The sequence below is a fragment of the Collinsella sp. AM42-18AC genome, from assembly GCF_003467965.1.
Classification (GTDB): domain Bacteria; phylum Actinomycetota; class Coriobacteriia; order Coriobacteriales; family Coriobacteriaceae; genus Collinsella.
Window position 1 is genome coordinate 9,980 of the sequence record NZ_QSFY01000006.1, and the last position, 22,969, is coordinate 32,948.

The following is a 22,969-nucleotide window of genomic DNA, read 5'->3' on the forward strand; positions in this document are numbered from 1 at the left end:
CCTGGTCCACGTGTCCAGCGACTACGTCTTCGACGGCACCGCCGAGGTCCATACCGAGGACGAGCCCCTCAGCCCGCTGTCCGTCTACGGCCAGACCAAGGCCGCCGGAGACATCGCCGTGGCCGGCTGCCCGCGCCACTACATCATGCGCAGCTCCTGGGTCATCGGCGAGGGCCGCAACTTCGTCAAGACCATGAGGGGACTGTCCGACCGCGTAGCCGACCCCGAGGACAAGCTCGAGCAGGTCACCGTCGTGGACGACCAGCTGGGCCGCCTGACCTTCACGCGCGACATGGCCGCGGCCATCTTCCATGTGCTGGACGTGAAGGCCCCCTACGGCACCTACGACTGCACCGGCTCCGGGGCCGTGAGGAGCTGGGCGGACATCGCCCGCGCCGTCTTCGAGGCAGCCAACGGCAACGGGGAGAAGGTCTTGCCGGTATCGACCGCCGACTACTACGCGAACGCCGCGGGCCCCATCGCCCCGCGCCCGGTCCACTCCGCGCTCGACCTGTCCAGGCTCGAGGCCGCGGGCTTCCACATGCCCGACTGGGAGGAAGAGCTGGGGGAGTACCTCAAGACGCTCTAGTCGCTATTAACTTTTCGAGAGCAAAAGCCGCCGCTTGCTAACGGCGGCTTTTCTTGTTGGTGGCTATCGGCGCAGTGGTGCCAATAGTATTCTGTGGAAGATCTACCTCTCGCTTGTCTCGGTGGCGGACTTGCCGGGCTGGTCATCGTAGGCGTATTTGCTGTACACGTTGACCTCCCACTGCTTTTTTTCGACCTTTGCCACAGAATCCAGGATGAATCCGGTTGCAAGGCTCAGACCACAGAGGAACATAAACGATGCAGCAAGCATGGCAGTGGGGAAACGCGGGACCAGACCGGTCTGAAAGTACTCAACAAAGATAGGAATGCCCAAAACCAGGCCGATAATCGCGAATAGAAGCGCGACGAGGCCGAAGAACTTCAGCGGGCGGTAGTCCTTGAATAGCGTGCCGATCATCGCAACGACTTTAATGCCGTCGCTCACGGTATTGAGCTTGGACTCGGAGCCTTCCGGACGGTCGCGGTACTCGATGGGCACGTCTTTGATGCGCCAACGGTGGTCGACGGCGTGGATCGAGAGCTCGGTTTCGATCTGGAAGCCCTCGGAAAGCACAGGGAAGGTTTTAACGAACGGGCGGCTCATGGCGCGGTAGCCTGTCATGACGTCATCGAAGCTGTAGCCATAGATCCACTTGATCATGGCGCGGACCAGATTATTGCCAAAGCCGTGGAAGGCACGCTTGTTCTCCTCGGCGTAGGTGCCGTTGGAAAGGCGATCGCCTACGGTCATGTCGGCCGTGCCGTTTAGGATGGGCTCGCAGAGGGCCTTGGCCGCCTCGGCGGGGTAGGTGTCGTCTCCGTCGACCATCAGGTAGCAATCGGCGTCGATATCGCGAAACATCTGGCGGCACACGTTGCCCTTTCCCTGACGGGGCTCAAAGCGGACTGTGGCGCCGTGCTCGGTGGCAATGCGTGAGGTATCGTCCGACGAGTTGTTGTCATAGACATAGACCGTCGCCTGCGGAAGCTCGCGGTGAAAGTCGTCGATGACCTTACCGATCGTGAGCGCTTCGTTGTAGCAAGGGATGATGACGGCGATGGATTCAGAATTCACTTAATGCTCCTTATACATTCAATCCTAGAAAGTATAGCCGTTTGGGCCTGGCATCCTAAGATGTGGGTTAGTTCTCCAGTTTTGCTGCGCGAATCGTTTGCATGGCCGTCGGGTCTATACTGTTCGTTTGTCAACGATTACGAGTAAAGGAGTTGCATCCGTGTCGGATCAGACAAAGCAACAAGAAGCTCGCAGTCTGCCTGCGACGTTTGCTAAGAACGAATTTGAGAAGGACGCGTTTATCCTTCGTCAGCTGGTTACCAAGGATTTTAAGATCAAGTATCGCCGTAGCGTTCTGGGCGTCGCATGGTCGGTGCTCAACCCGCTGCTGATGATGATCGTCATGGCCATCGTGTTCTCGACGATTTTTGGCCAGGGCCGCAATGGCTCAATGACGCCCGAGATGTACCCGCTGTACTTGATCGTGGGTAACATTACCTTTGCCGTCATGTCCGAGTCTACTAACCAGGCCCTGACGTCGATCGTGGGCGCTGCCCCTCTGCTCAAGAAGGTTAAGGTGCACCGCTGGGTCTTCCCGGTGCAGAAGGTGCTCTTCTCGCTGGTCAACTTTGCCTTCTCGCTGGTCGCCGTCGCCATCGTCATGCTGTGGTTCCGCGTTATGCCTTCTTGGCACCTTATTCTGCTGCCGGTTTGCCTGCTGCTGCTTATGTGCTTCTGCATGGGCCTGGGCATGATGCTCTCTGCCCTTACGGTCTTCTTCCGCGACGTTATGCATCTGTGGAGCGTCGTCATTACGGCGTGGACTTACATTACGCCCATCTTCTGGACGACTGACTATATTGCGCAAATGCCGCATCTCGTGCGTATCTTGATGTATGCGAACCCCATGTTCAACTACCTGCAGTTTATGCGCGATATCTTCCTGTTCCAGACTACGCCCTCGCTTATGACGTTTGGTATGTGCGTCGCTTGGGCGGTTCTTGCGCTTATTATTGGCTATACCGTGTTCCATAAGTCCGAGCGCAAATTTATCCTCTACATCTAAGGAGTGCTGTGATGACTGAATCTGTTGTTGATTACAGCGAGCAGCCTCTGGCTGTCGAGGTCGACGACGTCACCATGATCTTTAACATGGCGTCCGAGTCGCTGACCAACCTCAAGGAGTACTTCATTAAGCTTGCCAAGCACGAGCTGTTCTTTGAGGAGTTTAGGGCGCTTAAGCACATCTCGTTTGATATTCATCGCGGCGAGGTTGTGGGTCTGGTCGGCACCAATGGCTCCGGCAAGTCTACGATGCTCAAGATTATCGCTGGCGTTCTTGAGCCTAGCGAGGGCAGCGTTAAGGTGCACGGTAACATCGCGCCGCTGATTGAGCTTGGCGCCGGCTTTGACCCCGAGCTGACCGCCCGCGAGAACATCTATCTGAACGGCGCCCTGCTCGGCTATACCAAGGAGTTCATCGACGCCAACTTTGACGGCATTATTGAGTTCGCTGAGCTGCAGAACTTTGTCGATATGCCGCTTAAGAACTTCTCCTCGGGCATGGTGGCGCGTATCGCCTTTGCAATCGCGACGATTACCGAGCCCGATATTCTGATCGTTGACGAGACGCTGTCCGTCGGTGATGTGTTCTTCCAGCAGAAGTGCGAGGCCCGCATCCAGCACTTTATCCAGAGCGGTGACGTGACGGTTCTGTTCGTTTCGCACTCCATGGAGCAGGTTGAGCGCATCTGCCAGCGTGCCGTTTGGATTGAGAAGGGTGACCTTCGCATGGACGGCCCGGTCAGTGAGGTCTGCAAGGCGTATCGCGAGCAGTTCAACTAGGTTATAATTACTTGCGCTTGGCCGAATTGTTTGGCTGGGCGTGCGGTTATTTGCTCCATTAGCTCAGTTGGATAGAGCAGGGGACTTCTAATCCCAAGGTCGACGGTTCGAATCCGCCATGGAGCACCATCGTTTATTAAGCCCGGACCGCTTGGTGGTCTGGGCTTTTTCACATGCCGGTGTTCTTTATTCTTGCCGGGTATACGTTTAGGCCGAAGCGGTGGTGCGAGCGTTCTGCGGACAGGCAAGCCTTGCCGTCTTTGCCTTTCATGCGGTTGACTGGTTTATCCCTTGGCAGACGATGCCGTTGCTTTTAACGCTGCCAGTACCATGGCTCTTTGCGTCGATTGTGCGCTGCGGGTGCGACATAGGGTTGGCGTACGTGATCAAGAAGGCGTAACAAAAACGGGGAGGACCAACTTGGCCCTCCCCACTATATCTAGTCTGTCTAGTCTGCCTTCAGGCACTCGGGCAAGACGCTTGCAATTGCATTCATCGCCTGCGGCCTCAGGTACTGCTCATTGAGCTTTGCCTTTCTGTAGGCGTAGCGAGTGTCTGTCGAGTACTTGATCAATACGTCGGTGAAGAATCGCTCCCAACTTAGGTACTTGCGACTTTCGATATAGCTCGAAGGGTCCTTGAGGATTTTTGGAATGTCGTTACTGGGAATGAGGCCAGATTGCAGAAGTGTCCACTCAAATGATTCCGGGAGGAACAAGCGAACGTTCTTGTAAACGCGCTGTCCGAGCACCTTTTCGATGTAGGGACCAAACGCTGCGCCGTCTCCAATGGCAAGAACGTTTTGCTCGGGGCATTCGTGAATTGTCCGCTTTAGATTTGCTACGCCGGTGGCGGTATAGCAGGGGATCCTGAGCCGGTTGCAAAGAGCGTCGTAGAATTGATAGCCAGATTTGCTATCCTCGACAACTACGGCGTCGGGTACCTCGAATCCAACATTTAGATCCTGATACAGCATACTTGCCGTGTGGTCATATAGCGGCTTGGTCACCGAGTAGAAGCGCCTGTCGCTCTTGCGGCCATTGATTGTTTTACTTGTCGTGTTGACTAGCTTTAGGATTTCATCAACGCTGTAGGGGAGCTCGTTGGCATCGCGACGAGATATCAGAACAAAATAGTTGGACGAGCCGTTGACGGCTTTGGCGAAGTCCTTTGAGTAGATAAACTCGTTACCCTCATCTAGAAAGACGATTGAATCTTCGATGATCGATAGCTCGCGCTCCCAGCGTCTGCCGGAAAGCGTTTCGCAAGGCACGTCGCAACTGAGTGCAACGCCGCTTTCCGGTCCTCGGTCGTTGTAGTCGCGAATCATCGAGATGAGCGTCGTTTTACCCGTGCCGCTGTTGCCGCGTATAAAGGAAATATTGCGCTTAAACGTGAGTGTGTATTTGACCTTTGCACGCTCTACGACAACGGTATGCGTTCCCTTCATTACTCATCAACATCCAAAAAGTCATTCGTGGCGCCGACAAACTCCTGCATGTTTCTGACGATGCGGCCATCGTTTTCAATGCGGATTTCAAAGCTCTTCCAGGGGAATTTCATGATGTGGTATAAGGTCACCAGCACATCCTGCTCTTTGCCGATCTTGAGTAGCCAGCGGGCACAGTTGTCTCCGCAGGTGGATGCGTTGAACACCATATTTGGGAGATTGCGCACCAGCAGCAGCGTCTTAACGCCGCCGGACAGTTCGAGTGGGGTGATCGAGCCCAGCTGTTTGCTTACGATGTTGTGGGGACCGATGAGCTCTGATCCGTCCACGCTTTTAATAATCTGTGCGGCCATAGGGTCTTCGAACCATGAGTCCAAGTATGAGTTCCTAAAATAGGTTTCGGTATCGTAGATGGAACCGGGGTAATCCCCCAGATGGATGCTTAACATGCGCGTCTCCAGACGTTGTGTGACTGCAATGATTATATGCCAGTAATAAAGTGCCGCCAGTAGCGAGGTTGCTGCTGGCGGCACTGGCATTATTAGCGTGTGAATCGCGTTGATGGATCTGCTCGCGAGGCTACTTTTCGAGACGTTCCCTCAGCAGCTCCAGCGCGTGGGCGTAGCCTTGCAGGCCCTCGCCGGTGATGGTGGCGAAGCAGGCTAGGCGTGCATAGCTCACCTGGCGGAAGTCCTCGCGCGTCTCTACGGCGCTGATGTGCACCTCGACGGCAGGGATGGCGACGGCCTTGAGGGCGTCAAGGATTGCCACGCTCGTATGTGTGTAGGCGGCCGGGTTGATGACGATGCCGTCGACCCGGCCGTAGGCCTCCTGAATCTTGTCGACGATGTTGCCCTCGTGGTTAGACTGGAAGACCTCGACCTCGTCGAAGCCCTGTGCGGCACCCGCCTCCTGGCAGATCTGCACTAAGCGGTCGTAGTTGTCGCTGCCATAGATGCCCGGCTCGCGAATGCCGAGCATGTTGAGGTTGGGGCCGTTGATGACGAGTGCTTTCATGGTTGCTTCCTTTGCGGTTGGAAAACCACCACAAAGGTGCTTGTCCCCTTTGTGGTGGTTTTGGTTAGAGGGCGGGTGGGAGGGTGTCGAGGAGGGCTTGGGCGGTGTTGGCGGCGCAGTCGCGTGAGTCGATGATGTAGTCGGCCCAGGCGCGGTAGTGTGGCATGCGCTGTTCGGCCAGCTTATCGATGCCGTCGCGCGCGGTGATGGGGCGGCCCTTGTGGGCGAGCTCGTCGAGCTTGCGGTTGAGCATCACGATCTGGCTGTTTTGGTGCAGCAGCGGGTAGTTCTCGTCGCGCGTGACCACGCCGCCGCCGGTGGAGAGCACCAGGCCGCTGCGCTTGGAGATGTCGGACAGCGCCGCCGTCTCCTGTTCGCGGAAGGCCGCCTCGCCGCGCTCGACGATAAAGTCGGCGCAGGGCATGTCGAGGCGTTCCTCGAGGGCGCGGTCCAGGTCGATGTGCTCGCGACCCGTGAGCAGGGCAATCTGCTCACCCACGCGGGTCTTGCCCGAGCCCGGCATGCCGATCAGCGCGATGTTCTGTTCGCGGCGTGACAAGCGCTCCGTTACATCCAGGATGCGCTTGCGCGGGGTGACCTGGCCGGTGTAGCGCTCAACAGCCTGTGCCGCTTGGGCCACGAGCATCAGCAGACCGCCGATGCAGGGGATACCGCGGCGCTCGGCCTCGAGCATCAGGCCCGTGCGGGCGGGGTTGTAGACAATGTCGATAACGCCTTCGAGCGCATCGAGCCCTTCGAGCGTGCAAGGCGCGTCGGGGCAATGGGGGAACATGCCGGCGGGCGTGCAGTTGACGAGTAGGGCGGCGTCGGACTGCTGCGCGATGTTGCCGTAGTTGACCTCGCTCGTGCGGCCCACGGGCACCACGGTGGCGCCAAGGTCGCCGAGCACCATGCTTGCCGTGGTGCCGGCACCACCGGTAGCGCCAAGCACGAGGACCTTCTTGCCGGTAACCTCAACCCCCAGCTCCTCGACCAGGCACTGAAAACCAAAGTAGTCGGTGTTGTCGCCGCGCAGGCGCCCGTCGGGCAGGCGCGTGATGGTGTTGACGTTGCCCATGCGCTCGGCGAGCGGGCTCAGCTCGTCCAGGTAGTTCATGACGGCGCGTTTGTAGGGGATGGTCACGTTGGTGCCTTCCCATTCTTTACCCGTCATAAAGGCCGCGAGGTCCTCGGGCTCGCGCTCAAATCGCACGTAATCGAGCCCAGCGAGCTCTTTGTAGATGGTCGGGGTGTAGCTGTGGCCCAGCACGCGGCCCAGCACACCGTAGGGGCGGGTTGCGGCGGTATCGGTCATCTAGAGCACCTCCGTGTAGCTGCCAAAGTAGGTGAAGCTCTCGCACACGTCGTCGATGGAATCGAGCAGGTCGTCGAGGGCCTTGCTGCCAAAGGGGCAGTCCAGATCAAAGTAGAACATAAACTCAAAGTCGCGGCCGGGGATGGGGCGGCTCTCGAGCTTGATGAGGTTGATATTGAGCGCATAGAAGCGCTCGAGTACGCGATAGAGCGCGCCCGGTTCGTTGGCCGTGGTGATCATGAGCGAGGTACGGTTGGCGCCGGGGTAGACGCGCGGCTCGCGGCTGATGACGACAAAACGCGTGTAGTTGTTGTCCGAGTCCTGGATGTTGGGCTCCAACACCTCTAGGCCGTAGAGTGCCGCACAGCTGCGCGAGGCGATGGCGGCGGCGTCGGTGCGTTCGGAGTTGGCGACCATCTCGGCCGACATGGCGGTGTTGGGGTACTTGGTGGCGTGCAGGCCGTGGGCCTCGATAAAGCCGGCGCACTGGGCAATGGCTTGGCCATGGCTGTAGACCTCGCGCACGTCTGCGAGCTTGGTGCCGGGCTTGACGAGCAGGTTGTGATCGATCTTGAGGCGCAGCGAACGCACGATGTGGAAGTCGAACTGGGCGAGCAAGTCGTAGACGGCGTTGACCGAGCCGGCGGTTGAGTTTTCGATGGGCAGCACGCCAAACTCGCAGAAGCCGTCACGCACGGCGCGCATAACGCCTTCGAAGGTCTCGAAAAACGCGATGTCGGGCACGTCGAAGAGTTTGCACGCGGCGATCTGGCTGTAGGCGCCTTCGACACCCTGGCAGGCGACGGTGGCCGTCTGGGGAAAGGGTGTGTCAAAGGCTGCGGCCGTGGCATGGGCTTTTTGCGACACCGTGATGCCCTTGAGCTCGTTGATGTAGCGCTGCTGCTCGGCCTTGCTCATGCTCATGAGGAGACGGAACAGGGCGATGGTCTGTGCCTCGTAGCGCTCGGGCGCGCGGCTGGCGAGGTTGTTGAGCTTGGAGCGCTCGCGGGCGGGGTCGAAGACGGCCTTGCCCATCTCGATTTTTGACTTGGCGACCTCGGTGGCAATGTCCATGCGCTCGACAAAGCTGTTGAGGAGCGTGGTGTCGATGCCATCGATGGTCTGGCGAATATCGGCAAGGTCCATGGAGACCCCTTTCACGTGTCGGGGGATGTTGAGGGGTGGGTAGTTAGCGCTGGGCGGCGTCTTCGAGGAGGGCGTCCCAGATGGCGAGGGCGGCGGCTGCTTCGGCTACGGGGACAGCTCGGGGGACGATGCAGGGATCGTGGCGGCCGTGGACCGAGAGCTCGGCATTTTCCATAGCGTCCATGTCCACCGTCTGCTGCTCGCGGCCAATTGAGGGCGTCGGCTTTACGGCCATGCGCCACATGACGGGAGCGCCGGTCGAAATACCGCCCAGGATGCCGCCGGCGTTGTTGGACTCGACCTCGATCTCGCCGGTCTCGGCATCGATGCGATACGGATCATTGTTCTCGCTGCCGCGCATGGCGGCCACGGCAAAGCCCATGCCAAACTCCACGCCCTTTACGGCGGGAATGCCAAACGCGATCTGCGCGATGCGGTTCTCGATGCCGTCGAACATGGGGTCGCCGATGCCCGCGTGAAGCCCGTAAATGCCGCACTCCACGATGCCGCCGATGCTGTCGAGTTCGTCGCGCGCGGCTAGGATTTCCTCGCGCATGCGGCCGGCTGCGGCGGCGTCAATGCACGGCAGATCGTTCGTAAGGATCGCCTTGCGGTCGGCCTCGCGATAGACCATGTCGTCCATCGGCAGGTCGGAGATGCCGCCGATCTGCGCGACGTGCGCCATGACCTGAATGCCGCGGGCCTCGAGTGCCTGCAGCGCAATGCCGCCGGCGATGCATAAGGGGGCCGTTAGGCGGCCGGAGAAATGACCGCCACCGGCGACATCGTGCATGTTGTGATACTTCACGCGCGCAGGGAAGTCCGCATGTCCGGGGCGGGGCTTGCGGCGCAGCTCGGAGTAATCCTTGGAGCGCGTGTTGGTGTTCTCGATAATCGCGGCGATGGGCGCGCCGGTGGTATGTCCATCGACCACACCGGCGATGATGTGGGCGGCGTCGGCCTCGCGGCGTTTGGTCGCGGTCTCGTCGCGACCGGGGGCACGACGGTCAAGGAAGGCCTGCAGCCGCTCCTGGTCAACAGCGATGCCCGCCGGGATGCCATCGAGGGAGCAGCCGATGGCGGGGGAGTGCGACTGGCCGAAGATGCTTAAGTGCAAGACGTTGCCAAAGGTCGAGGACATGCTATTCCTCCTCGAGTGTGACCTTGCCGCCCAGCAGGCGGTAGTGGTCGAAGAAATCGGGATAGGACTTGTTGACGGCCTCGGCACCGTGGATCACGACCTCGCCGGTGGCGCGGCTCGCGGCGATAGCGGCCATCATGGCGATGCGATGGTCGTTGTGCGAATCGACCTCGCCGCCGGTAAAGGCGTCGACGCCCTTGATGATGAGGTCGTCGCCGGCAATGCGCACCTGCGCGCCCAGCGCGGTGAGCTCGCGGGTGGTGGTGACCAAGCGGTCGGATTCCTTGATGCGCAGACGGGCACAATCGCGGATAAAGGTGCGGCCCTGTGCCAGCGAGGCCACGGCCGAGATGACGGGCACCAGGTCCGGAATGTCGTGGGCACTCATCTCAAAGCCGGCGAGCTTGTCGGACTGCACGGTGGCGGCGTTGGTGGAGCGCACGATGCGGGCGCCAAAGCGCGAAAGCGCGGCAAGCACGTTACGGTCGCCCTGTGCGGAGCTTAGCGACACGCCCTCGACGGTGATTGGGTCGGTACCGATGGCGCCGGCGCACAGCCAAAAGGCGGCGTTGGACCAGTCGCCCTCGACGGCCACGCTGCCGGGCGTGCGGTACGAGCCACTGCTCACGCGGAAGTTCGTGACCTCGGGCTGGCCGTCCTTGGCCGGAATGCGCTCGACGTTGACCTCGACGCCAAAGGCCTTCATGGCCTGTATCGTCAGGTTGATGTAGGGGCGGCTCTCGATGAGGCCGGTTACCTGCACGCAGGAGGGCTGGGCCAGCAGCGGGGCTGCCAGCAGCAGGCCCGAGATGTACTGCGAGCTCACGTTGCCCGGTAGCACAAAGGTGCCCGGGCGCATGCGGCCGCTCGTCTTGAGCGGAAAACCGCCCAGACCCTGTAGGTCGCAGCCGGCGGCGATGATCTCGTCCGAGAGCGGGGAGAGCGGGCGGGCGCCCAAGCGCCCCTGACCCACAAAAGTTGCTTCTGCGCCCAGCGCGCAGGCGACGGGCAACATAAAGCGGAGCGTGGATCCACTTTCACCGCAGTCAAGCGTGCTGCCGGCAAGGGCCTTGAGCAGGCCAAACTCAACACTCTTCATGGTGGGGTGGACCTGGAAGCCGTCCTCGACGGTCTCGATGCGAGCCCCCAGGGCCGTAAGGCAGCGCACCGTAGCCTCGATGTCGGCGCAGGTGGTGTTGCAGGTGACGTGTGTCTCGCCGTTGGCAAGCGCAGCGCAGATGATCAGGCGATGCGCCATCGACTTGGACGCGATGGCGGGAACGGTGCCCTTGAGCGGGGACGGGGTGATGCGGGCTAGCATGCGGATGCGTCTCCCTTCTGGCCGAGGCCCTCGGCAATGAGTTCGTGGAAAGTGGAAAGCGGTGTGCGGTCGATGCTGCAGCGGCCAATGCCGTGCGGAATCACTAGATCGATGGTGTCACCCGCGCGCTTCTTGTCGTGGAGCGCCTCGGCAAAGACGGTATCGGCATCTAGGTCGCAGCGGGTCTTGAGGCCATGGCGGGCGCAGAGTTCCTCAATACGATCGGGCAGTGCAGCATCGCAAATGCCGTGCAGGGCCGCGGCGCGCGTGATGATGCCCATGCCGATTGAAACGCAGTTGCCGTGTCCGAGCTCAAAGTGCTCGCAGGCCTCGACGGCGTGCCCGGCGCTGTGTCCAAAATTGAGGAGCTTGCGCTGGTTGGTTTCGCGCTCGTCGGCGACGACCACGGCGCGCTTGATGTCGATGTTGCGGGCGATGATGAGTGCTACGCGGGCCACATCGCGGTTGAGCAGCTCCAGCGTGAGCGGGGTCTTCTCCAGCTCGGCGAAAAGCTCCGGGTCGGCGATCACGGCGTGCTTGACGACCTCGCCGCAGCCGTCGGCGAACTGCTCGGGCGTGAGTGTGGCCAGACACCCCACGTCGGCGATAACCACGCTCGGCTGCCAAAAGGCGCCGGCCAAGTTCTTGCCGGCAGCCAGATCGATGGCGGTCTTGCCTCCCACCGACGAATCCACCATGGCGAGCAGGCTCGTTGGGATCTGCACAAACTTGCAGCCGCGCATGTAGGTGGCGGCCACAAAGCCCGCCACGTCGCCCACGACGCCGCCGCCGAGTGCCACGATCACGTCGGAGCGCGAAAGCTCGTGCTCGGCCACAAACTCCAAAATGGCAACATAGGTTTCGGCGCGCTTATGGGCCTCGCCGGCCTCGAAGGTGCAGATGCTCACCTCGTAGCCTGACGCCTCCAGGCTCTGCTTAACGGGCATCTGGTAGAGCGGGCCCACGTTGGTGTCCGTCACGATGACGGCCTTGGTGCCGCCGGCAGTGGCACGCACGAGCGGTCCCGCCTGCTCCAGCAAAAACGTGCCAACATGCACCTGGTAGGGGCGTGCAGTGTCGATATCGATGGTAATCGCCATAAGCTTCGGTCCTTTCGACCTGGCGTGATGGGTTGTCTAGTGGGAGGCCTCGTCGTCGAGTGCGCGCTTAATGCGGTCGCCCTCGGCAAGGAGATTCTCCAGATAGCGCTGGTCGCGGTCCTTGAGCGCACGGCTGTAGGCGCCAAGCGATTCGATCAGATGGTCGATCTCAAAGGCGAGCGCGTCGGCGTCGTCGATCATGAGCTCGGACCACATTTGCGGGTTGAGGTGCGCCACGCGGGTGAGATCGCGGTAGCTGCCGGCCGAAAAGCCGTGGTGGACCTGAGCGGTCGGGCTCTTAACATAGGCGTTGGAGACGACGTGCGCGAGCTGGCTCGTAAAGGCGATGACGCGGTCGTGCTCGGCGGCGCTGGTCACGCTGAACTTGCCAAAGCCCAAGGGGCGTACCATCTCGCGCACCTGGCCCAAAAGCTCCAGTTTGAGCGCATCGTCCACCGCGGGCGGTACGAGCACGAGCGGGGCGCCCTGGAACAGGTCGGCGCGGGAGTGCGCATAGCCCGAGTACTGCGTGCCCGCCATGGGGTGCGCGCCCACAAAGTAAAAGCCGTGCTCGCGGGCTAGCTCAAAGGCGCGCTCGCACACGATGCCCTTGACGCCCACCGTGTCGATCACCACGGGGCCCATGATGGCCTCGGTGTCGGTGGCGTCGGCGAGCGCCTGGGCGTGCGCCTCGAGCCACTCGATGCATGCCTCGGGATAGCAGGCAAGGACGATGATGTCGCATTCGCCGAGCGTCTTGTCGTTAAGCTCTCCGGCGACAGTGCCCATGCTGGCGGCCGTCATGACATCGTCATCGGGGTCCCAGGCCAGCACGCGGACGCCCGCCTGCGCATAGCCGCGGGCAAAGCTGCCGCCGATGAGGCCCAGGCCGACGATGCCGGCGCACTTGGGGCCGCCCTGGTTAACGCGCGCGTTTCTCACTGTACCCATGGGCTACTCCATGGTCTCTTGGCAGACAACCTCGCGAATGGCTCGGATGCGGCGCATGGTGTCGTCGAACTGATCGGGGGTGAGGGCCTGAGCGCCGTCGGACCATGCGCGGCTGGGCTCGTCGTGGACCTCGATCTCTAGGCCGTTGGCACCGCAGGCGGTCGCGGCGAGCGCCATGGGCTCAACGTAGCGGGTGTAGCCGGTGGCGTGGCTGGGGTCGGCGACGACGGGCAGGTGCGACAGGTGGTGCAGCACCGGCACGGCATTGAGGTCGAAGGTGTTGCGGGTGCGGGTCTCGAAGGTGCGGATGCCGCGCTCGCACAGGATGACGTTGTCGTTGCCCTCGCTCATGATGTACTCGGCGGCCATGAGCAGCTCATCGATCGTGCCGGACATGCCGCGCTTAAGCAAGATCGGAGTCTTGGTCTTGCCGACCTCTTTGAGCAGAGGGAAGTTCTGGGCGTTGCGGGCGCCGATCTGCATGACGTCGATCTTCTTGTCCAGGAAGACCTGCACGTCGCGCGGGTCCATGATCTCGGTGACGATCGGCATGTCGAGCTCGGCAGACGCCTCGCACAGCAGGTCCAGACCGGCGGGGCCCATGCCCTGGTAGGCGTACGGGGAAGTGCGGGGCTTGTAGGCACCGCCGCGCAGCATCGTGGCACCGGCGGTCTTCACGCGGCGGGCGATGCGGATGAGGTTCTCGCCCTCGACGGAGCACGGGCCGGCGATGACTTGGAACTGATCGCCGCCGATCTTGACGCCGTGGCCGCAGTCGATGACGGAGTCCTCGGGGTGGAACTTGCGGTTGGCGCGCTTGAACGGCTCGGAGACGCGCTGCACGCGCTCGACGACGTCCATGGACTCGAGCAGGAACGGGTCGATCTTGGTCGTATCGCCCACCAGGCCGATGATCGTCTCGTTCTCGCCGCGCGAGACGTCGGTCTTCAGGCCCTTTTTCTCAATCCAGCTGACGATATGGCTGACGGCCTCGTCGCTGGCGCTCTGCTTTAAAATTGCAATCATGGTGTGCCTCTCACATCGATGGATAACCCTTGCAAAAACGGCCCGCATCGCGAGCCGTGTATATATGGTGCATGAGAGTTTATACTATCTGATTCGCTTTTGCCTTCTAAAGTGAGCCGTTGCGCCGCGTCTTCCTCGGAATTGCAAAGCTTTTTCTTTTATTTTGATAGCCCGTGGTGCACTTGGGTATAATGCCAAACGTTGGCCCTATTAGCTCAGGGGATTAGAGCGTCTGCCTCCGGAGCAGAAGGCCGTTGGTTCGAATCCAACATGGGGCACCATCGAACGTAAGACCGTCCGAACCTCGCATGGTCCGGGCGGTTTTTCTTATACCGACGCGACGTGATGGGACGTGGTATGGCAGCAACGGATATCGAGCGCGGACTCTCGACCACCGAGGTCGAGGAGCGCATCGCCGCCGGTAAGATCAATCGCAACATGGAGCTCAAGACCAAGTCGGTCAAAGAACTCATCATCGAGAACCTCTGCACGCTGTTCAATTTGATCAACGTGATCTTGGCGTTCCTGGTCATTTTGACCGGTTCGTTTAAGAATCTGACGTTCCTGTTCGTGGTGTTCCTCAATACCGCTATTGGCGTCATTCAGTCCATGCGTTCCAAGAAGATGGTCGATAAGCTCACGCTGCTGACCTCCAAGAAGGCCATCGCGGTGCGCGACGGCGCCGAGGTGGAGCTCGACCTGGACCAGATCGTTCTCGACGACATCATCCGCCTGGGGCGCGGCGACCAGATTCCCGCTGACGCCGTAGTGGTTTCGGGCGAGGCTCTCGTGAATGAGAGCCTGCTGACGGGCGAGAGCGACCTTATTAAGAAACAGCCCGGTTCCGAGCTCATGAGCGGCAGCTTTATCGACTCGGGCCTGCTGCGCGCCCGCGTGATCCATGTCGGCGCCGACAACTACGTGGCCAAAATTAATAACGAGGCCAAGTACGTCAAAAAGGTCAATTCCGAGATCATGAACGCGCTTAACGCCATCGTGCGGTTTGCGAGCATCATCATGATCCCGCTCGGTTTGGCGTTGTTTTCCTCGAGTGTGAGCGAGCTGTGGGATGCCGCGGGAACCCCGGGCGATAGCGCGCTTTCGTGGTGCTTCTCCGAGCTGCTGGCCGGCCGCGTGCCCTCGTCGGCGCTGCTGTCCACGGTGGGCGCCCTGCTGGGCATGATCCCGCAAGGCCTGGTGCTGCTGACCTCGTCGGTGCTCGCCATCGCCACGGTGCGCCTGGCCCGCCGCAAGGTGCTGGCGCAGCAGCTCTACTGCATCGAGACGCTCGCGCGCGTCGACGTGCTGTGTCTGGACAAGACGGGCACCATCACGTCGGGCCGCATGGAGGTCGAGGGCACGTATCCGCTACCGGTTGAGGGTGTTGCCCTGGGCGTGGGGGAGAACGAGGCATCTGTTCCCGTCGATACCACGGTGCTCGATTTTGCGCTGGCTAACGTGGCACGTGCGACTTCGGCCGATGCCAACGAGACCTGCCAGGCGCTGCTCAACTATTACGCCGATCGACAGGTCGAGGTGTCTGAGCCGCTGTCGGTCATTCCGTTCTCGTCCTCCAAAAAGTGGAGCGGCGCGTCGTTTGCGCAGGGCTCCTATGTGATGGGTGCGGCGCAGTTTGTGCTCTCTGATCGTGCGTTTGCCCAGGTCGAGAACCGTGTCGCCGAGCTTGCCGATACCTGCCGCGTGCTCGTGGTGGCGCGCGTTGACGGCTTTACGCCCGATGGCGATATGGCGGGCGAGGCCGAGCCCGTGGGCTTTGTGACCATCCGCGACGAGATTCGTACCTCGGCGGCCGAGACCATCGGCTACTTTAACGAGCAGGGCGTGACCCTCAACGTGATCAGTGGCGACGACCCGCGTACGGTGTCGTCAATCGCTCGCGTGGTGGGCGTGCCGGGGGCGGACGCTTATGTGGACGCCACGACGCTCGATACGCCGGCCAAGCTCGATGCCGCAGTGGACCGCTACCATGTCTTTGGTCGTGTGACCCCGCAGCAGAAGCGCGAGCTCGTGCAGGCGCTCAAACGCCGCGAGCACACCGTGGCCATGACGGGCGACGGCGTCAACGACGTGCTGGCGCTCAAGGAGGCCGACTGCTCCGTCGCCATGGCGGCCGGCTCCGATGCCGCGCGTAACGTGGCCGAAATTGTGCTGGTCGACAACGACTTTGCCTCGATGCCTGCTGTGGTTGCCGAGGGCCGTCGCTCCATCAACAACCTGCAGCGTTCGGCCTCGCTGTTCCTGACCAAGACGCTGTTCTCGATGGGCCTGGCGGCGCTGTGCATCGCGTTGCCGCCGTACCCTTTCGAGCCGATTCAGATGACGCTCATTAACTTCTTCTGTATCGGCGCGCCGGGCTTTGTGTTGGGCCTGGAGCCCAACAATGCTCGCGTGAAGGGGTCGTTCCTGACGAACGTGCTCAAGCGGGCACTGCCGGCGTCGATTGCGGTCATTTTGGCCGCGGCGCTCGATATCTTTGTGGCGCGCGTGTTTGGCTTTAACCAGCTCACGCTGTCTACGATGTGCCTGCTTACGTCGTGCGCGGCGAGCGTCAGCCTGATCTGGCGCATCTCGCAGCCCCTCACGCCCTTACGTGTGGTGCTCTTTGTGTTTGTAGTCGCCGGCATCCTGACGGGCGTTATCGGATTCCCGGAGCTGCTGTCTATTGCCAACCTGTCGATGGGCCAGATGGTTATCTTGGCTGTCATCGTAGTCTTTACCTGCTCGGTGTTCTTTAAGCTCGCCACGATGATGGATTCGCTCAAGCCGCGTCGTCGTCATGCCGCAACTGGTTTTGGCCGTGGTGTGCGCGTCCGCCTGGGTCGCGGTGGCGGCAAGGTGAGCTCGACGGGTTCGACGGCGGAGCGTTTTGCCAAGCGCGTTGCCGCCGATATGGCGCAGCGCCGTGAGGAGCGCACTGTCCGCGAGGCCGAGGCCCGTGCACTCGAGGGCGTGGCCCAGGCCCAGCCCAAGAAAAAGAAGGGTAGCGGAGCCAAGCGCTCTCGCGTAACCAAGTCCGCCCAAGGCATCAAAGTCTCGATGCCGAGCAAAAAGAAGAAGTAACTACGCGCCCTGGCGATGTTGAATTGGTGCCTTGCTCCTGTGGGGCCGTGGCGATGTTATGCTCTAACCTCGATTGTTTGAATTGCTTCGAAAAGAGGATGCCGTGATCTGCCCGCATTGCCTTAAGACTATCGAGGACGGCGCCTCGTTCTGCCCCTACTGCAACGCCTATGTGGGTCCGGGCGATGGTCCCGAGCACACCGAGTTCGTGTTCTGTGAGGGCTGCGGTGCCCGTCTTTCTCCGCATGATCGTACGTGCCCCAAATGCGGACGCCCCGCTCCGGGTATCCTCTCCGAGGACGCGGCAGCATCCGACCTGGCAGCGGGCCGCACGGCGGGCTTTCCGCGCCTAACGCAAGAGCAGATCGATACCGAGGTGCCGCATGCGCCGGCCTCTGCCGCTGCGGTGCTTTCAGACGCCGCCGACCCCAATGAGACCTGCGTGCTGCCGGCTTTCGATAAGGATTTCGGTATCCCCAAGGTCGATATTCCCACGCCCGTTTCCCTGCATGACGATGCTCAAAAACCCAAGCGCAAGGTGCACCCCGACGAGGATGCCTATCACAAGCACAAGCGTCATATTCCCAAGCCGCTTATCGTCATCGCGGTCCTTGCCGTCGTTTGCGGCGGTGCCTATTGGTTCGTGACGACCGATCCCATGGGTGTCATGCCTGGCTTCTACGACCAGTTTGGCCAGGCCGCGCAGACGACCTTCCCCACGCGCCAAAAGGGCGAGGCCACTGAGGACGATGCCAAGCAGGACGATTCCGCCGAGGTGGTCCAGGAAGAAACCGTGCTCACCGATGATCAACTCTATACCAGGCTCGACGGTCTGTATCAGACCATCGTGTCCTACGCTGACGAGGACCAGATCGGCGAGGTCATCGATTCCTTTAACAACGGCTATCTCCGAACGCCGCTGTCCACCCGTCAGGAGCTGTCGCAGAGTGCCTACGCCCTGCGCGACCAGATTAAAAAGACGCAAGATGAGCTCAACAACCTGAAAGTACAGGACGATACGGTCTATGCGGATGACATCGCCCACTTAAAGCAGCTTGCCGAGTGGATGTATGAGCGCGTCGACGTGATCTGCCAGAGCTGGGACATCTCGCTGGCCATTCCCGATGGCGAGCCGATGAGTTCCCACCAAAGCGAGATCCTGGCGCCCATCGCGCAGGGCGGCAACAGCGCGCTGAACCAGTACGATGCCAATGTGGGTTCCTGGAAGCCGCAGCAGCGTTCCTAAAATTAGTTCGCCATAGTCGGCATAACCTACGTGCGCAATTGATGTAAGCCCGTGCTTATTGCTACAATTCGTACAAATATGCTTTAAACGCACGAGGAAGGAACCACATGTTTGGTTTTAAGAAAGAGCTCTACACGCCCGAGTATCAGCTTGTCGGCGACGAGTGCGCCGTAATCGAGACGTCGAAGGGCACCATCAAGGTCAAGTTTGACGGCGAGGGTGCCCCAATTCATGTCGCGAACTTCTGCGAGCTTTCCACGATGGGCTTCTATGATGGCCTTAAGTTCCATCGCTATGTGCCCGGTTTTGTCATCCAGGGCGGCGACCCCAATACCCGCGATATGTCCGGCGCCGACGTTGCTGCCGGTCTTGAGGGCCCCGATGGCATGCCTGGTACCGGTGGCCCCGGCTACTGCATCAAGGGCGAGTTTGCCACCAATCCGCGCAACAGCCATGTCGATGGCGCCCTTGCCATGGCACGCTCCATGGACCCCGATTCCGCGGGTTCGCAGTTCTACTTCTGCTTGGGTGCCCAGCATAACCTCGATTCCGGTTACACCGTCTTTGGCACCACGGTCGAGGGTCTCGATGTGATTTCGCAGCTGCGTGCCGGCGACGAGATCGTCCATGTCGAGATCGTTCACGAGTAAAGGGGACTTCCTTGAATAGCCAGCTGATCCAACAGGGCCGCGCCGCTTACCGCGCGGGTGATTTTTCCGCTGCAGCCCAGATGCTTGGGGCGGCAAAAACTCCCGATGAGATTATGGGCGAGGCCGATCACCTTCGTGGCAACGCCTTGATGCACCTGGGCATGTATGCCGAGGCCGCCGAGGCCTATGCCGCCGCTCTCAACGACGGCACCTACGGCAAGCGCGGCGCGCTGCTCACCAACCGCGGCAAGGCACTCGCCGCCGTGGGCGACTACACGACGGCCGCTCAGGCGTTCTCTGCTGCTACGCAGGACGCTTCTTATGCCACGCCGTTCAAGGCCTATCTGGGCTTGGGTAACGCGCTGTTCCAGTCGGGCGACTATGCCAACGCGGGTACTGCTTTCCGTCAGGCTGCCATCGACGGCGCTAATCCGGCTCCTGCCGCCGCACTCGGCGAGCTCGGTCGTTGCTTCATTAAGCTCGGCCGTCCGGCGGATGCCGTGGAGACCTACCGCACGGCTATCGACTTTGCCGGCCCCCGCGACGACACGCGTGCGCTCAACGCCGGCATGGGTCAGGCGCTTTCTGCCGCCGGCCGTCCCTCCGACGCACTCGACGCCTTTAACGCCGCTACTGCCGATGGCATCTACCAGCTCACCTCCGAGCAGGCCGATGAGCTTGCCCGCGTGCACGATTCGCTTGCCGCGCTGTCTGCCCAGACGGCTATGGCCACGGCTCCGGCGCCCGCGATGGACGCTCCTGCCGTCGATCCGCTCGATCCTACGGGCGCGACCGGTCAGTTTATGCCCGATCCCTCGGACACCGGCTTCTTTACGCTGTCCGAGTCCGAGATGGTCCAGCAGGACCGTCAGGATCGTAAGCAGGCCAAGGTCCGTCGTCGCCATCGCCACACGGGTCTCAAAGTCTTCATCGTGCTGCTTCTGCTCATTTTGATCGCCGCGGGCGGTCTGGGCTTTGCCTACACGCGCGGCTTTGGCTTCCCGTCCCAGGAGTCTGTCGTTACCGATCTGTTCCAGGCTGCCGGCGACGGTGACACCGCAAAGGCCGAGTCTTGCCTGGCATCGAGCCTGTCCGAGGACGCTAAGTCGATGATCATCTCCTCGATTCCGCAGGGTGCCACCGTGTCCGTCGAGGGCATGGATCAGTCCATGACCGAGACGACCGCCAAGGTGAAGGCATCGCTGTCCAAGGGCGGCGAGCAGGAGTACACCGTCAAATTCGTGCGCTCCGACAACCATATCGGCTGGGCCGTTTCCTCGCTCGATATGGATTTCTCGGCTGCTGACAACCAGTAGTGACCTTATGGGATTTAGCTTTGCCCGGCGCTTCACCGCAAGTGAGGTGCCGGGCTTGCGCTAGTATGATGAGCTAGTAGTTTTCCAGCAATCATCCAACACATCAGGAGTTGCGTTGTTTTCTTTGATGGATATGTTCTTCGGTAGCTATGCGGGCGATCTTGCCATCGACCTCGGCACCGCAAATACGCTTGTCTCCGTGCGCGGCAAGGGCATCGTCATTCGCGAGCCCTCTGTTGTCGCCATCGACAAGAACGACGAGCGCATCCTGGCGGTCGGTATCGAGGCAAAGCGCATGCTCGGCCGTACGCCCGGCAACATCGTGGCCGTTCGTCCCCTGAAGGACGGCGTCATCGCCGACTTCGATGTTACCGAGGCCATGCTTCGCTACTTTATCGACAAGGCGTCTGAGAAGCGCTATCCGTGGACCCCGCGTCCGCGTGTTGTCGTCTGCGTTCCTTCCGGTGTCACGTCGGTCGAGAAGCGTGCTGTCTTTGAGGCCACGATCCAGGCCGGTGCCCGCCAGGCCTATCTGATCGAGGAGCCCATGGCTGCCGCTATCGGCGCCGACCTGCCCGTCGAGGAGCCCACCGGCTCCATGGTCATCGACATCGGTGGCGGTACCACCGAGGTTGCCGTTATCGCTATGGGCGGCATCGTCGTCTCGCAGTCCATTCGTATTGCCGGCGACGAGTTCGATCAGGCCATCCTTACGCACGTTCGTGATGCCTACAACCTGGCCATCGGCGAGCGTACGGCAGAGGACATCAAGATCAAGGTCGGCTCCGCCGTGCCGCTCAAGGACGAGCTCGACGTCGAGGTCAACGGCCGCGACGTGATCACCGGTCTGCCCAAGACCGTGCGCATCGAGAGCGAGGAGATTCGTCGCGCGCTCAACAAGCCGCTCGACGAGATGGCCAAGGCCGTCAAGGACGCACTCGACGCTACGCCTCCCGATCTTGCCTCGGACCTTATGTACTACGGCATTTTGCTGACTGGTGGCGGCGCGCTGCTGCGCGGTCTCGACGTGCGCCTGCGCGATGAGACCGGCGTTTCGGTCAACGTCAGCCCCACGGCGCTCGATAACGTTGTTAACGGCTGTGCCCGCGTGCTCGAGGCCAATGCGTTTGATGGCGGCTTCGTCCAGACCAATGCTTAATTTCCAAAAGGTGGATTCCATTTGGCACGATCTTCGGGTTTCTCCACAAATCTGAATACCAAGCGACAATCAACGGGTATGCGCCCGTTGATTGTTTTCAGCCTGATTTCGGTGTTGCTGCTCACGTTTTATATTCGTGAGGGCGAGACGGGGCCGATTCATGCCGTTCGTTCGGGCGTGACGACGATTACCTCGCCGGTGCGTTTTCTGGGCTCGGCTGTGGCGGCTCCCTTCAATGCGATCGGTAACGTGTTCTCTAACCTTACGGCGTCACAGGACACGCTTGACGAGCTTAAGAAGCAAAACGAGGAACTGACCTCTAAGGTCGCCGAGCTCTCCGAGGCTCAAAAGACCGCCGAGCGACTGGAGGGTCTGGTCGGTCTGCAGTCGACCTACAACCTCAAGTCCACTGCAGCTCGTATCGTCGGCGCTTCGGGCGATGCCTGGACCTCGACCGTTACCATCGATAAGGGTTCTGCCGACGGGCTTACCATTAACATGCCCGTGACGAGTTCTGCCGGTGTCATAGGCCAGATCATCGAAGTCTCGGCCAAGACGTCCACCGTGCGCCTGATTGGCGACGAGAACTCGGGCGTGTCCGCCATGGTGCAGGATACGCGCGCCCAGGGCATGCTGCAGGGTCAGGCTGACGGCACGCTGCGTCTTGAGTATGTGAGCGTCGATTCCGACGTTAAGGTTGGCGACATCATCGTGACCTCGGGCATTGGCGGTGTGTTCCCCAAGGGCCTTCCGCTCGGCACCGTCTCGTCGGTTGAGAAATCGGCAAACGACGTGTACTACACCATTGTGGTGCGCGCTCAGACCACGGCCGAGAACAACGAGGAAGTGCTGGTCATCACCTCGCTGACCGACGAACAGTCGGCCTCGGATGAGGACGTGAACACCGCTAATAGCACGCCGCAGGGAACGTCGCGCGATGCTGCGACCAAGACGAAGGACGAGAGCTCGGATGACAGTTCCGACACGTCTGAGACGACCGATTCCGGCTCGAGCGAATAGGGGGCATGTCCATGGATCTACACGAGCAGGGGATGAGCTCCCGCACGTTTGTAATCGCCGCCATCGTGTGCGTGCTGCTGCAGGCAGGCCTGGCACCGCAGATCTCCATTGCGGGCGGTCGCGTCAACTTCATGATTATCTTGGTGTGCCTAAGCGTGTTCTCGGGCGACCCGAACCGTGCCGTCGTGTGCGGTTTTTGCAGCGGCTTGTTCTATGACCTTTCCGCTGCCGTGCCGGTGGGCGTTATGTCGCTCCTGCTGACCGTGGGTTCTTTTGCCCTGGTGCATAGCGCCGCCGGTCAGACGGGCGGTAGCCCGAGTGCGCGCGGCGTCACCGTGGGCGCCTTCGCGCTCGTCATTAATGTGATCTACAGCATCATCTTGCTGTTTATGGGTTTGGAGACGAGCTTTGTCGTTGCGATCTTCGGCCATGCGCTGCCGTCTTCGATCCTGACGGGTCTGGTTGCCATTCCGTTTTTGATGTCCGGCGTCGTGCCGCAGTCCGGTTATGGATTCTCCGCACGTGGCGGACGCCAGACGGGCATGCGCTTTAAGCCCAAGACCCGTAAGCTCAAATAGGGGA

Annotated in this window: 21 protein-coding genes and 2 tRNA genes; 12 read left to right on the top strand and 11 right to left on the bottom strand. The window is 60.9% G+C overall.

Features of this window, described 5'->3' with window-relative positions; translation table 11 throughout:
* The coding region (locus tag DW913_RS04600) for a sugar nucleotide-binding protein (protein ID WP_117797799.1) at window positions 1–589 on the top strand (589 nt) is incomplete at its 5' end.
* Between the two features lie 102 nt (window positions 590–691).
* On the opposite strand, the gene DW913_RS04605 is transcribed toward DW913_RS04600, so the two are convergent.
* Window positions 692–1,663, bottom strand: a complete 972-nt coding sequence (locus tag DW913_RS04605; RefSeq protein WP_117797736.1) for a glycosyltransferase family 2 protein — start codon at window positions 1,661–1,663, stop codon at window positions 692–694.
* A 160-nt stretch (window positions 1,664–1,823) separates the two neighbouring features.
* Here DW913_RS04605 and DW913_RS04610 point away from each other — a divergent pair, with 160 nt between their 5' ends.
* From DW913_RS04610 to DW913_RS04620, 3 genes are all read left to right on the top strand, one after another.
* Complete coding sequence (locus DW913_RS04610; protein ID WP_233541998.1) at window positions 1,824–2,669, top strand: ABC transporter permease; 846 nt, start codon at window positions 1,824–1,826, stop codon at window positions 2,667–2,669.
* Window positions 2,670–2,680: 11 nt separating this feature from the next.
* The gene (locus tag DW913_RS04615) at window positions 2,681–3,448 is read left to right on the top strand and encodes an ABC transporter ATP-binding protein (protein WP_117763046.1); all 768 of its coding nucleotides are present in this window, start codon (window positions 2,681–2,683) and stop codon (window positions 3,446–3,448) included.
* 52 nt (window positions 3,449–3,500) lie between these two features.
* Window positions 3,501–3,577: transfer RNA gene (locus DW913_RS04620), tRNA-Arg, on the top strand.
* 319 nt (window positions 3,578–3,896) lie between these two features.
* On the opposite strand, the gene DW913_RS04625 is transcribed toward DW913_RS04620, so the two are convergent.
* The 10 genes from DW913_RS04625 to aroF form a co-directional block, all read right to left on the bottom strand.
* A complete protein-coding gene (locus DW913_RS04625) occupies window positions 3,897–4,898 on the bottom strand; it encodes a translation initiation factor 2 (protein WP_117797737.1) in 1,002 nt (333 codons plus the stop codon).
* Window positions 4,898–5,347, bottom strand: a complete 450-nt coding sequence (locus DW913_RS04630; protein ID WP_117797738.1) for a DUF4869 domain-containing protein — start codon at window positions 5,345–5,347, stop codon at window positions 4,898–4,900. The genes DW913_RS04625 and DW913_RS04630 overlap by 1 nt, the downstream gene beginning before the upstream one ends.
* Before the next feature lie 130 nt (window positions 5,348–5,477).
* Window positions 5,478–5,915: a type II 3-dehydroquinate dehydratase gene (gene aroQ, locus DW913_RS04635; RefSeq protein ID WP_117797739.1), complete on the bottom strand. Its 438-nt coding sequence runs from the start codon at window positions 5,913–5,915 to the stop codon at window positions 5,478–5,480.
* Between the two features lie 64 nt (window positions 5,916–5,979).
* Window positions 5,980–7,230, bottom strand: coding sequence for a shikimate kinase (locus DW913_RS04640; protein WP_117797740.1), 1,251 nt, complete (start codon window positions 7,228–7,230; stop codon window positions 5,980–5,982).
* Window positions 7,231–8,376 (bottom strand): prephenate dehydratase, encoded by a 1,146-nt coding sequence (gene pheA, locus DW913_RS04645; protein ID WP_117797741.1) that lies wholly within the window; start codon window positions 8,374–8,376, stop codon window positions 7,231–7,233.
* Window positions 8,377–8,419: 43 nt separating this feature from the next.
* Window positions 8,420–9,517 (bottom strand): chorismate synthase, encoded by a 1,098-nt coding sequence (gene aroC / locus DW913_RS04650; protein WP_117797742.1) that lies wholly within the window; start codon window positions 9,515–9,517, stop codon window positions 8,420–8,422.
* A 1-nt stretch (window position 9,518) separates the two neighbouring features.
* The gene (aroA, locus tag DW913_RS04655) at window positions 9,519–10,838 is read right to left on the bottom strand and encodes a 3-phosphoshikimate 1-carboxyvinyltransferase (RefSeq protein WP_117635291.1); all 1,320 of its coding nucleotides are present in this window, start codon (window positions 10,836–10,838) and stop codon (window positions 9,519–9,521) included.
* Window positions 10,832–11,938, bottom strand: coding sequence for a 3-dehydroquinate synthase (gene aroB, locus DW913_RS04660; RefSeq protein ID WP_117797743.1), 1,107 nt, complete (start codon window positions 11,936–11,938; stop codon window positions 10,832–10,834). Before aroB ends, aroA begins: the two co-directional genes overlap by 7 nt.
* 36 nt (window positions 11,939–11,974) lie before the next feature.
* The gene (locus DW913_RS04665; RefSeq protein WP_117564237.1) at window positions 11,975–12,889 is read right to left on the bottom strand and encodes a prephenate dehydrogenase/arogenate dehydrogenase family protein; all 915 of its coding nucleotides are present in this window, start codon (window positions 12,887–12,889) and stop codon (window positions 11,975–11,977) included.
* 3 nt (window positions 12,890–12,892) lie between these two features.
* Window positions 12,893–13,915, bottom strand: coding sequence for a 3-deoxy-7-phosphoheptulonate synthase (gene aroF, locus DW913_RS04670; RefSeq protein ID WP_117797744.1), 1,023 nt, complete (start codon window positions 13,913–13,915; stop codon window positions 12,893–12,895).
* Window positions 13,916–14,119: 204 nt separating this feature from the next.
* Between aroF and DW913_RS04675 the strand changes: the two genes are divergently transcribed.
* The 8 genes from DW913_RS04675 (at window position 14,120) to DW913_RS04710 (ending at window position 22,965) form a co-directional block, all read left to right on the top strand.
* Window positions 14,120–14,196 (top strand) — tRNA-Arg (locus tag DW913_RS04675).
* A gap of 76 nt (window positions 14,197–14,272) precedes the next feature.
* Entirely contained in the window at window positions 14,273–16,996 is a 2,724-nt protein-coding gene (locus DW913_RS04680; RefSeq protein WP_117797745.1) for an HAD-IC family P-type ATPase, read from the top strand.
* Window positions 16,997–17,099: 103 nt separating this feature from the next.
* Window positions 17,100–18,242: a zinc ribbon domain-containing protein gene (locus DW913_RS04685; protein WP_158566195.1), complete on the top strand. Its 1,143-nt coding sequence runs from the start codon at window positions 17,100–17,102 to the stop codon at window positions 18,240–18,242.
* A 107-nt stretch (window positions 18,243–18,349) separates the two neighbouring features.
* Window positions 18,350–18,892 carry a peptidylprolyl isomerase gene (locus DW913_RS04690; protein ID WP_055249980.1) on the top strand — a complete coding sequence of 181 codons (543 nt, stop codon included), beginning with the start codon at window positions 18,350–18,352 and terminating at the stop codon, window positions 18,890–18,892.
* Between the two features lie 11 nt (window positions 18,893–18,903).
* The gene (locus tag DW913_RS04695) at window positions 18,904–20,208 is read left to right on the top strand and encodes a tetratricopeptide repeat protein (protein ID WP_055309859.1); all 1,305 of its coding nucleotides are present in this window, start codon (window positions 18,904–18,906) and stop codon (window positions 20,206–20,208) included.
* Between the two features lie 127 nt (window positions 20,209–20,335).
* Window positions 20,336–21,367 (top strand): rod shape-determining protein, encoded by a 1,032-nt coding sequence (locus DW913_RS04700; RefSeq protein WP_006236061.1) that lies wholly within the window; start codon window positions 20,336–20,338, stop codon window positions 21,365–21,367.
* Window positions 21,368–21,445: 78 nt separating this feature from the next.
* The gene (mreC, locus tag DW913_RS04705; protein WP_117797747.1) at window positions 21,446–22,387 is read left to right on the top strand and encodes a rod shape-determining protein MreC; all 942 of its coding nucleotides are present in this window, start codon (window positions 21,446–21,448) and stop codon (window positions 22,385–22,387) included.
* Between the two features lie 11 nt (window positions 22,388–22,398).
* Window positions 22,399–22,965, top strand: coding sequence for a rod shape-determining protein MreD (locus DW913_RS04710; RefSeq protein WP_117797748.1), 567 nt, complete (start codon window positions 22,399–22,401; stop codon window positions 22,963–22,965).
* The last annotated feature ends 4 nt before the right edge of the window (window positions 22,966–22,969 follow it).